At 71.2% G+C, this 10,720-nt stretch carries 8 protein-coding genes and 1 rRNA gene; 1 reads left to right on the forward strand and 8 read right to left on the reverse strand.

Annotated features, from left to right (window positions below; all coding sequences use genetic code 11):
* Positions 1–117: 117 nt before the first annotated feature.
* From AC07AB_RS33225 to mtnA, 7 genes are all read right to left on the reverse strand, one after another.
* The gene (locus AC07AB_RS33225; protein WP_478574942.1) at positions 118–867 is read right to left on the reverse strand and encodes a response regulator; all 750 of its coding nucleotides are present in this window, start codon (positions 865–867) and stop codon (positions 118–120) included.
* A gap of 223 nt (positions 868–1,090) precedes the next feature.
* Positions 1,091–1,786: a ribosome hibernation-promoting factor, HPF/YfiA family gene (hpf, locus tag AC07AB_RS33230; protein ID WP_478574945.1), complete on the reverse strand. Its 696-nt coding sequence runs from the start codon at positions 1,784–1,786 to the stop codon at positions 1,091–1,093.
* 327 nt (positions 1,787–2,113) lie between these two features.
* The gene (locus AC07AB_RS33235; RefSeq protein WP_478574948.1) at positions 2,114–2,356 is read right to left on the reverse strand and encodes a ComF family protein; all 243 of its coding nucleotides are present in this window, start codon (positions 2,354–2,356) and stop codon (positions 2,114–2,116) included.
* 687 nt (positions 2,357–3,043) lie between these two features.
* Positions 3,044–4,873 (reverse strand): LpqB family beta-propeller domain-containing protein, encoded by a 1,830-nt coding sequence (locus AC07AB_RS33240; RefSeq protein ID WP_478574951.1) that lies wholly within the window; start codon positions 4,871–4,873, stop codon positions 3,044–3,046.
* The gene (mtrB, locus tag AC07AB_RS33245; protein WP_478574954.1) at positions 4,863–7,085 is read right to left on the reverse strand and encodes an MtrAB system histidine kinase MtrB; all 2,223 of its coding nucleotides are present in this window, start codon (positions 7,083–7,085) and stop codon (positions 4,863–4,865) included. Before mtrB ends, AC07AB_RS33240 begins: the two co-directional genes overlap by 11 nt.
* Position 7,086: 1 nt before the next feature.
* A complete protein-coding gene (mtrA, locus tag AC07AB_RS33250; protein WP_363226985.1) occupies positions 7,087–7,764 on the reverse strand; it encodes a two-component system response regulator MtrA in 678 nt (225 codons plus the stop codon).
* A gap of 195 nt (positions 7,765–7,959) precedes the next feature.
* Positions 7,960–9,126, reverse strand: a complete 1,167-nt coding sequence (mtnA, locus tag AC07AB_RS33255; RefSeq protein WP_478574957.1) for an S-methyl-5-thioribose-1-phosphate isomerase — start codon at positions 9,124–9,126, stop codon at positions 7,960–7,962.
* Positions 9,127–9,268: 142 nt separating this feature from the next.
* Here mtnA and AC07AB_RS33260 point away from each other — a divergent pair, with 142 nt between their 5' ends.
* Positions 9,269–10,501: a hypothetical protein gene (locus AC07AB_RS33260; protein ID WP_478574960.1), complete on the forward strand. Its 1,233-nt coding sequence runs from the start codon at positions 9,269–9,271 to the stop codon at positions 10,499–10,501.
* A 145-nt stretch (positions 10,502–10,646) separates the two neighbouring features.
* On the opposite strand, the gene rrf is transcribed toward AC07AB_RS33260, so the two are convergent.
* Positions 10,647–10,720 (reverse strand): 5S ribosomal RNA (gene rrf, locus AC07AB_RS33265); the annotation flags it as partial.

The raw sequence follows: 10,720 nt of genomic DNA on the forward strand, positions 1-10,720 counted from the left end.
CTGCCACCGGGCCCAAGCGGCTGCCGCCGGGCCCGCAGGCTGATGCCGGGCCCCAGCGGCTAACGCAAGGCCCAAGCGGCTGACACCAGGCCCGAGTGACTGCCACCGGCCCCGGGGCTAGCGAATCTCCAGGATCTTCTCCCGCATCGCGTAGACCACGGCCTCCATCCGGGAGTGGAGCTGGAGCTTCTCCAGGATGTTGCGGACGTGGTTCTTCACGGTGTTCTCGCTGATGAACAACTCCTTCGCGATATCGCGGTTGTTCATCCCCGTGGCGACGAGCTTGAGGACCTCCAGCTCACGGTCGGTGAGCCGGGGTGCCGGCACCAGTCTGCGCTCGTCCGTGCGCTGGATCATGGACTTGAACTCGGTCAGGAGCTTCGAGGCCATCGACGGACTGATCTGCGACTGGCCGTCCGCGACGGCCCGGATCGCCGTCGCCACCTCGTCGGTGGAGATCTCCTTGAGCAGATAGCCGGTCGCACCGGCCTTGATCGCGTCGTAGAGGTCGGCCTCCTCGTCGCTGATCGTCAGCATGATGATCTTCGCGCTGGGGGCCACCTCCTTGATGGAGGTACATGCCTCGATGCCGCCCCGTTTGGGCATCCGCACGTCCATCAGCACGATGTCGGGCAGCAGGTCGGCGGCCTTGTCCACGGCCTCCGCCCCGTCCCCGGCCTCGCCGATGACCTGAATGTCCTCCTCCTGAGCGAGGACGATCTCCAACCCCCGGCGGAAGAGCGCGTGGTCGTCCACCACGAGGACCCGGATGGGCTCCTTGCCGGCCCCGCCCCTGTCCGTACCGGCACCGGCTGCGCCGCCGTCCTCGTCGTCCTCGCCGGACACGGGCCCGAAGCTGTCCGCCATCGTTCCTCCCCCTGAAGGCCATGGCCCATTGCGGTTGCACGCTGCTGCGCGGCGCCAACCGGTCTCGGCAGTCCGCCGGTTGGCCACCCGGTCATGATTTCATGCCTGGGCGGTGCCGCGGCGCTCCCGTGGTCGCACGGTGGTGCCCCAGGGGGCGCGACCGCGCCCCGAGGGGTGCCACCACGGGCACGATGGGCCTCGCCGTACGCGCCGGCCGCGCCGGTCAGCCGCCGAGCGCGCCCCCCGCGCCACCGGGCTCCACGTCGTAGAGCGGGTCGGCGTTGAGGTGGATGACGCCGTAGTCGTAGGCGTGCCGACGGTAGACGACACTGGGCTGCTTCGTGTCGGAGTCGACGAAGAGGTAGAAGTCGTGTCCGACCAACTCCATCTCGTAGAGCGCCTGGTTGAGCGTCATCGGGGCCGCCGCGTGAGTCTTCTCGCGGACCACGAGGGGCCCTTCGCCCTGAATCTCGATCGAGCCCATCCGAGTGACCGGCACCTCGCCGGCGGTCGGCTCCGGTTCGGTCGAGAGCTCGCCGTTGTCATCGAGCTGCGCGACATCGGGGACGGACGCCGCGACGTCGCTCGCGGGGGTGCGTCCGCTGCCGCGGCGCTCGTGACGCTTCTCGTTCTGCTTGCGCAGCCGCGCCTCCAGCTTGCTGGTGGCCAGGTCGAGCGCGGCATACGGGTCCGGAGCGGCAGCCTCCGCCCGGATCACCGGTCCGCGCGAGCGCACCGTGATCTCCACTCGGTCGGAGTGGTCGGCCTGCCTGGGGTTGGGCTCTTTGGACACCTCGACGTCGAGGCTGATCACCTTGGCGTCGAGCTTCTGGATCTTCTCCAGCTTCAGCTTCTCGGCCACGTGCTTGCGGAACCGCTCGGGCACCTCTGTTTTGCGGCCCTTGACGACGATGTCCACGCAGAACTCCGTTCCCGGAACGCTCCGCCGAAGGTGCGGAGCGCATCCCTCTTGCATTAGGCCCCAGCGAAACCTGGAGCCCCCGACTCGGCGGCTTTCACCTCCTCCTCCCCCGTCGGCAAGGTATGCACCCCACCGAATTCAAGCTTCTTCGAAAGCACGCGAAGCGCGCCAATCGGAGATACGAGTCATAGCGCCTGCCATTCCTCACAACCGAACATAGCTCGCCCGGACGGATGTCGGCACCCCCTACTTCCCCATACCTCCGTTCAGGTGATCTCTCACCCTTACCACCAGCAACGATGCAACTTCGCTGCCAGTTCCGGTTCATTTCGAACCCACGTCGAACGCCCGTACGGGAGCGGCTACCACCGCGGCACCCGCGACCCGGCCGCCCGCCTCAGTCACTGCCCGTACCGCCTCCACCAGCGACGCCCCCGTGGTCAGCAGGTCGTCCACCAGCAGCACTGGCCCGGCCGTCAGCAGCCGTTCACCACCCGCCGCGACCTCCAGGGCCCCGGCCAGGTTCTCCAGCCGCTGACGGGCTCCCAGGCCCGTCTGGTCGGCCACCGGACGTCGCTGCCGGAGCACCGCGCAGACCGCCGCGGGCCACCCTGCTCGCCGCAGCTCGCCGGCCGCCGCCTGTGCGATACGCCGACTGGGATCATGCCCGCGCGCGGCGACCGCACACCGGGCGGACGGCACCGGAACGAGCACCAGCCGACGACTTTCACCAGTCCCCCCAGCCACACCCACACCGACTCCACCTGCTTCACGCGCGCCCCTCCCCCTCGTCCCCCGAACCGTCCCCCGGACGTCTTCGCCGACCGCCGCCCGCACCCCCGACGCCAGTGCCGCACCCAGCGGACCCGCCAACCGCAACGCCCCCCGTTCCTTGTGCGCGAGCAGCACGGATCGCGCCTCGTCCGCGTACGCCACCGCCGCGTACACAGCGGGCAGTCCCGGCGGCACCGGCTCCGGCCACACCCGCCGAGCCGCCCGCCCGCACAACGCCTGCCGGCAGCCGTCGCACAGCACGGCCCGCGGAGCGCCGCACCCCGCGCAGTCCACCGGCAGCACCAGGCCGACAAGCTCCTGCCACCACCCCCGCATGACTCAACTGTCCCGCTGTCCGCCCGCCCCTGCCACCCCTGTGGATAACTTCAGCGGGCAGGCACCCCGCGACCCCCGCCACCAGCACTCTTCCAGGATCGCCCGATCCCGGACCGAAGCAGCCCCGGTCCCGAATACCCCTACCTACCCCGGGTAGACCGGCGCCGTCCCTCTCCTAGGCGTCACCGTCTTCCAGTTGGTGTCCGGCAGCAGCCGCACGATGCTGTCCTGCTGCTCCGCCACCAGCGCCTTGCTCGGGGCCTCCGAGGCCGCGACCGCCTTGACCCCCGTGATCCCGGGCAGCGCGGCGCCGTTCGACACCGACCCGTCGGTCTCGACGTACTGCAACTGCTGAAGCCCGCCCGGCTCGCTGCCGGCCGCCAGCAACCGGCTGCCGCCCGCCCAGGAGACCGCGTCCACCTGCTCCAGCTGCGGCGCGACGGACCGCAGCCCCTGCACCGACAGGCTCGGATGCGACACACTGCCCGCTCGCTCGACTCGCCCCAGCATCAGCTTCGTATGGCCGTCCTTCGCCACCAGCAACGCGATCCGCACCCCGTCCGCGGCCACCCGCAGCCCGGTTATCCGCCCACCGTCGAGTCCGGCCACCTGAACCTCCTCCGGCTTGCCCGTACCGCCCGGAAGCCGCAGCAACCGCGGATGCTGCGGATCCCGGTCGACCACCCAGAGGTCCCCGAGCCCGTCCCAACTAGGCGGCGCCAGACCACCCTTCGCGCCCGCACCGGCGTGCAGCCGGACATCGCCCAGCGCGGAACCGTGCTCCAGCGCGGCGACGTACAGACTGCGGCCGTCTTCGGTGACGCCCGCAGCACGCCGCTCGGAACGGTCCACAGCCACCGACCCCAGCAGCGCCTGCCCGTCCCCGAAGGCGCCCGGCACCCGGCGCGCCTCGTCCTCGCTGTCGGCCAGACTCACCATCTTGTGCTTCGCGTCGATGTAGTACTGCCGGTCGGCCCGGCCCTCGGTCCGCCCCGGCGAGTACTCCTGCGCCTGTTCCCGCGTGAGCCCGCACAGCTTGGAGCCGTCCCGGCGCTCCAGCGTCACATCCCCCACCGTGGCCGACGCCTGATCCTGGACCGTGAACAGCAGTTGGGCCGCCATCCGGTGGCACTGCACCAGGTTCGCGCTGTCCGCCTTGCCGTTGAGGCGCACCTTCAGGTTGTTCGAGTCGTCCAGGGAGAGCCGGTCGTCCACCACCTGCGTTCCGGACCGGAAAGCCGTCGTGGTCACCGGGGCGAGCCAGTTCGTCGGGCCGTCCAGCAGCGCCCGCGCTGTCGAGGTGACCGGATCTATGCGCTTGCGCAGATAGACGGGGTCCGGCACCAGCACCTCGGACCGCCCCGACCGGCGCTGATCCGGCCCCAGCTTCGCGAAGTAGTACTTGTTGACCGAGCGGTAAATGCGCTGGAAGTCCTGCACACCGAGCACCAGCCCGGCCGGGAGCGCGTCGATCCGCCACTCCCCGCCCTGCCGCACGACATGGATCTTGTTGTCGTACGGGCGTTCATCCGGCTTGTACGCGTGCTTGGCGTCCACCCGCGCGACCTGCTTGCCGGTCAGCGAGATGGTGACGCCGTCCTCCTCCCGGTCGCTCCTGCGGTCCACCCGCACCTGCGGCGGCTCGGTCAGGACCGTGGTGACCTCCGAGGGGTTCCAGGTCCCGCGCTTCTTCGCGGCCAAGTACTTGCGGGCCGTGTCGTACGCCGGGTCGTCACTGGTCGTCGCCTCCAGGAAGCCCAGCACGATCTCCCGCGGCTGCTCACCGGCGCGCGGCGCCACGCCGTACACCCGCACCTGCGAGTCGGCGTCGGCGCGCGGAGAGCCATTGACGGAGTCCACATCGCCGCTGTCCGGCATCGACGCGCAGCCGGCCAGCAGCAGACCGCTGACGACCAGCGCCGCCGCGCCCAGGCGGCGCCGCCCGCGAAAACGACGGTAGCGATCAACGCCCACTGGACCCGTCCTCCCGATCGGTCGTCTCCCGTACGGAGCGCCCCGCACCGGCGTCTCCGGCCGCGTCGGCCTCGTCGCCGGCCGCCCCAGAACCACCACTGGCAGCGTCCTTGCGCGCCACGACCCGCGCTCCGCCGCTCCCGGGCAGCGCCGCGGGATCCGCGGCGGCGGCTCGTACGGCCTTGGCGCCGGCCCTGGTGTCGGTCGGCTGCACCGGTACGGACCCGGCCGACGGCAACGCCCCGCCCGTCGCGGCCCCCGCGCCCCCGTTCACGGTCGCCGTGGCACTCGCCCGCGCGCCCCCGGCCGGAGAAGCCCCCGCCTCGATCGCCCGGCCGCGCCCGTTCACGCCGGCCCCGTTCACGCCGGCGCCCAGCGAGCCGACCGACGCCCGACCGCCCGGCAGCCCGGCCGCTCCCGCGTCATTCAGCCCACGATTGCGCCGCGAGTCCGCGGGTTCCAGTGGTATGGGCGAGCCGCGCAGTGCGTCGCCCGCCGTCCGCGGCAGCGTCAGCCGGAACTGCGAGCCGCCCCCCGGCTCGCCCCACGCCTGGAGCCAGCCGCCGTGCAGCCGCGCGTCCTCCACCGCGATCGACAGCCCGAGACCGGTGCCCCCGGTCGTACGGGCGCGCGCCGGATCGGCCCGCCAGAAGCGGTTGAAGACCCTCGTCGCCTCGCCGGGTTTGAGGCCGACCCCGTAGTCGCGCACCGCGACGCCGACGGCGCCGCCCGCGACCGCGAACCGGATGATCACGTCCCGGCCCTCGCCGTGCTCCACCGCGTTGACCACCAGGTTGCGCAGCACCCGCTCCACCCGGCGGGCGTCCGCCTCCGCGATCACCGGCTGCTCCGCACCGCGTACGAGGATCCGGCTGCCCTTCCGCTCCGCGAGCGGCTCGGCCCCGCCGATCACCCGGTGCACGACGTCCCGCAGGTCGATCGGCTCGGCCTCCAGCGCCGCCGCCCCCGCGTCGAACCTGCTGATTTCCAGCAGGTCCGCCAGCAGCGACTCGAACCGGTCGAGCTGCTCGTGCAGCAGCTCCGCCGACCGGGCCGTGATCGGGTCGAACTCGTCGCGGGCGTCATGGATGACCTCGGCGGCCATCCGTACGGTCGTCAGCGGCGTACGCAGCTCATGCGACACATCGGAGACGAACCGCCGCTGCATCCGCGACAGCTCCTCCAGCTGCTGGATCTTGCCCTGCAAATTCTGGGCCATCTTGTTGAAGGACTCACCCAGACGAGCGATGTCATCCTCGCCGGTGACCTTCATACGTTCCTGGAGGATGCCGGCGGCCAGCCGTTCGGAGATCCCGGCGGCCATCCGTACGGGCGTCACGACCTGCCGCACCACGAGCCAGGCGATCGCCCCGAGCAGCACCACCACGAACACCCCGGCCGTGGCCAGCGTGGTCGTGACCAGGCTCAGCGACTTCGCCTCCTGGGAGAAGGGGAAGAGGTAATAGAGCTGGTAGGGCTTGCCGTTGACGTCGTAGAGCCGCTTGCCGACGACCAGCCCGGGCACCCCCTCGTCGGAGGGGCCGCGCTTTATGCCGGCGGGCTTCTCGTACGCGCCGGTGCCGTGCTCCACCTTCTCCCGCAGATCCTGCGGGACGCTGCGCTCGGGATCGACGTCGCCGGAGGAACGGGCGCCGCGGTTGCTGGCGGACGAGGTGTCGTCCGTATTGGAGCTGAGCGCCACCACGGAGTAGACGCCCTGCCCGCTACTGGCCAGCTGCTCGACCAGCCCGGTCAGCCAGTTGCCCGAGTCCACGCTCCGGCGGCCGCTCTGGGTGCCGCTCTGCCCCGCGTCCTGTCCACGCGCGTCGAGGCCGGAGTCGGCCATGTCACGGGCGGCGGTGAAGCCGCCCCGGGCCTGACCCTGCGCCGTACGCTGCTTCGCCTCCAGCAGCCCGTTGCGGACCTGGCCTATGACGACGACACCGAGCAACAGCACGACGCCGAGCGACATCAGCAGCGTGCTGGCCACCACCCGGAGCTGGATGTTGCGCCGCCACAGCCGCAGGGCGGGCAGCAGCGGCCGCCGCACCCAGCGCGCGTACAGCCGCAGCATCGGGTGGACGGGCCCGCTGGCGGCCCCGTCGGGGAGGAACTGCCCACCCCTCCAAATTCGCCCGAAAAAGGATATTTCACCCGGCTTTTCGACGGGCCGCCCCGTGCCTCGCTCCGGAGCGGCGCCGTTACCCGTCATCTCAGCTCGGCCCGGCCTTGTAGCCGACCCCGCGCACGGTCACCACGATCTCCGGCCGCTCCGGGTCCTTCTCGACCTTCGAGCGCAGCCGCTGCACATGCACATTCACCAGCCGCGTATCGGCGGCGTGCCGATAGCCCCACACCTGCTCCAGCAGCACCTCACGGGTGAAGACCTGCCACGGCTTACGGGCCAGCGCGACCAGCAGATCGAACTCCAGCGGCGTCAGCGCTATCGACTGCCCCGCCCGCTTCACCGAGTGCCCGGCCACATCGATGACCAGATCACCGATCGACAGCTGCTCCGGCGCCGGCTCCTCCGACCGCCGCAGCCGCGCCCTGATCCGCGCCACCAGCTCCTTCGGCTTGAACGGCTTGACGATGTAGTCGTCCGCGCCGGACTCCAGCCCGACCACCACATCGACCGTGTCGCTCTTCGCCGTCAGCATCACCACCGGCACCCCGGACTCCGCCCGGATCAGCCTGCACACCTCGATGCCGTCCCGGCCGGGCAGCATCAGATCGAGCAGCACCAAATCCGGCTTGACCTCACGGAATGCGGCAAGTGCCTTGTCGCCGTCCGCGACGAACGACGGCTCGAAACCCTCACCACGCAGCACAATGCCGAGCATCTCGGCCAGTGCGGTGTCGTCATCGACGACAAGGACGCGTCCCTTCATATCGACATCATCCCATTTTCGCATCTGGTCCATGAAGCCGGGTGATTCAGCTCACTCATCCGCCACTCCGTCCCCTGACATCCGCCACTGACCCCGGCGGTCGGCCGACGTTGATGTCACAAGAGCATGCCAGCCCCACGGGACCACCCCGGACCACGCCCCCACCCCGCGACGTCCCGCGACGCCGCCGCAGCGCTAGGACGGGGCGGCTCCGTTCGCCCCGGGCAGCGGCCCCGGGCGGGCGCACATCTCCGCCAGCCCCTCCCTTGTCACCGGCGAGATCACCCCGTTCTCCGTGACGATCGCCGTCACCAGATCCGGCGGCGTGACATCGAAGGCGGGGTTGTACGCCTGGGTCCCCAGCGGCGCCACCGGCACCCCGCCGCCCGCCTCCGCCCCGGCGGCCGGTGCGTTCGGCGTCGCGACCTCCGTCACTTCGTGCCCCGGACGCTGCTCGACCTCTATCGCGGCGCCATCCGGAGTGCCCAGGTCCACCGTCGTTCTGGGCGCCACCACGATGAACGGCACATGGTGGTAACGGGCCAGTACCGCCAGGGGATAGCTGCCGACCTTGTTCGCCACCGAACCGTCCGCCGCGATCCGGTCCGCGCCGATCAGCACCGCGTCCACCTCACCGGCCGCGAAGAGCGAACCCGCCGCGTTGTCCGTCAGAAGTGTGTACGCGATCCCGGCGCGCGCCGCCTCGTAAGCGGTCAAACGCGCCCCCTGCAACAGCGGTCGCGTCTCGTCCACCCACAGCCGCCGCAGCTCACCGGCCCGGTGCGCGGCGCCCACCACCGCCAACGCCGTGCCCTCACCGCCCGAGACGAGCGCGCCCGTGTTGCAGTGGGTCAGCACCTGGTAGCCGCCGCCCGGCAGCAGCTCCGTCAGCAGGGCCAGCCCATGCCGGGCCATCGCCGCGCTGGCCTCCGCGTCCTCGCGATGGATCGTACGGGCCTCCGCGAGCGCCACCGCGGCCGCCCGCTCCGCCGACGCCCCCTCGTCGACCGCCCCGCGGTACGCGTCCGCCGCGCGCCGCACCCCGTACGCGAGGTTCACGGCCGTCGGCCGGGCATGTGCCAGCAGCTCGGCGGCCTCGTCCACGTCGAAGCCCCGTACGGCCGCGAGCGCGACCCCGTACGCCCCCGCTATGCCCAGCAGCGGAGCTCCCCGCACGGCGAGCGAACGGATCGCCTCCACCAGCACGGGCACATCGGTACACACCAGCTCGACTTCCTCGGCCGGCAGCCGGGTCTGGTCGAGGAGCACCAGCACGGGCCCCTCCGGCGGCTCCTCCCAGCGCAGAGCCGGAGCGGCGACGGAAGCAGTGTCCTTCGGGAATACCGCGTACTGATCAGCCATCCGCCCAGTCTGCCCCGTAGGGCGCCCACTATTGAAGGTCTGGACCCCGATACGGCCCCGGTCGACGCCGGGGCCCCCGTGACACGATGACTGGCAATCGCCCGCCGCCGCACCGGCGAACGGGCCCCGAGAAGGAGCACCGATGAACGACTCTCCGGGCCGGCCCTCGCCCGGATCCTCCTCCGACGAGCCGGACTCCCCCGCTCCGGAGCAGCCCGCCACCCCCGCCGACCAGGCACCGGAAGCGAAGTGGGCGCAACAGCAACCACCCCCCGCCTCCTGGTCCGGCTCCGCGGGCGGCCCACAGCCGCCCCCGGGCCGCCCGGGCCGGGGCAATCAACCGAACAACGGCTCCAGCAGATCCCCGGGCAGACAGGTCGCCTGGGGAAGCGGCTGGACGCCACCTCCAGCCGCCCCCAAACCCGGCGTCGTCCCCCTGCGCCCGCTCGGCGTCGGCGAGATCATCGAGGGCGCCTTCGCCACCATGCGCACGCAGTGGCGCACCGTCTTCGGCGTCTCCCTCGGTCTCGCGGTCGTCACCCAGACCGCCGCCACGGTCATCACCGGCATATGGTTCCGCGACAACCCGGGTCTGGACAGCCTCAACGACAACCCGGACATGACCGCCGGCGAGGCCCTGCGCGCCACCGGGCGCCTCCTCGCCGGAATGGGCATCCCCTCGTTCGTCGGCGTCCTCGGCTCGATCGTCGCCACCGCCATGCTGACCGTGGTGGTCAGCCGTGCGGTCCTGGGGCGCACCGCGACCCTCCGCGAGGCATGGACCGGCGCCCGCCCCCAACTGCTCCGCCTGCTCGGCCTCGTCATCCTGGTACCCCTGCTCATCGCCGCCGCCGTATCGGTCGCGATCCTGCCGGGCCTCCTGGTCTCCCTCGCCGGCGCGGAGGTGGGCGGGGCCGCCCTGGCCCTCCTGGGTGCTCTCGCCGGATGCGCCGCCGCGGTCTGGCTGTGGATCCGCTACAGCCTCGCCGCACCCGCGCTGATGCTGGAGAAGCAGGGCGTCATCGCGTCCATGCGCCGCTCCGCCAAGCTCGTACAGGGCGCGTGGTGGCGGGTGTTCGGCGTGCAGCTCCTGGCGATTCTCATCGTCTTCGTCGTCACGGCCATCGTGCAGATCCCCACGGGCCTCGTCGAGCTCCTCTTCGGCGGCGGCAACGGCAGCAGCACTGCCGATGTGCTGCAGGGCGGCGCCACCTCGGTCAGCTGGACGTACCTGATCATCGGCGGCATCGGCGCACTCATCAGCTCCGCCATCACGTTCCCGGTCAGCGCCGGCGTCACCGCGCTCCTCTACATGGACCAGCGCATCCGCCGCGAGTCCCTCGACGTCGAATTGATCCGAGCAGCCAAGGACTGATTACGCCCGTTCCCCGGCCACTCCAGCAAAAGGCCCGCCCCTCCGAACCGTGGTTCGGAGGGGCGGGCCTTTTGGTTCCGACTCCTCTTGAACGCAAAAATGCCGGTGTCCCGGACCATAAGGCCCGGGACACCGGCTAAAAATTGTTCGGCGGCGTCCTACTCTCCCACAGGGTCCCCCCTGCAGTACCATCGGCGCTGAAAGGCTTAGCTTCCGGGT

This window comes from Streptomyces sp. NPDC044033 (assembly GCF_056434425.1).

Coding starts and splice junctions, on each gene's coding strand:
- mtrA (WP_363226985.1), bottom strand. CDS start 7,764: ATGAAGGGACGCGTCCTTGTCGTCGATGACGACACCGCACTGGCCGAG.
- mtrB (WP_478574954.1), bottom strand. CDS start 7,085: ATGACGGGTAACGGCGCCGCTCCGGAGCGAGGCACGGGGCGGCCCGTC.
- AC07AB_RS33225 (WP_478574942.1), bottom strand. CDS start 867: ATGGCGGACAGCTTCGGGCCCGTGTCCGGCGAGGACGACGAGGACGGC.
- AC07AB_RS33260 (WP_478574960.1), top strand. CDS start 9,269: ATGAACGACTCTCCGGGCCGGCCCTCGCCCGGATCCTCCTCCGACGAG.
- mtnA (WP_478574957.1), bottom strand. CDS start 9,126: ATGGCTGATCAGTACGCGGTATTCCCGAAGGACACTGCTTCCGTCGCC.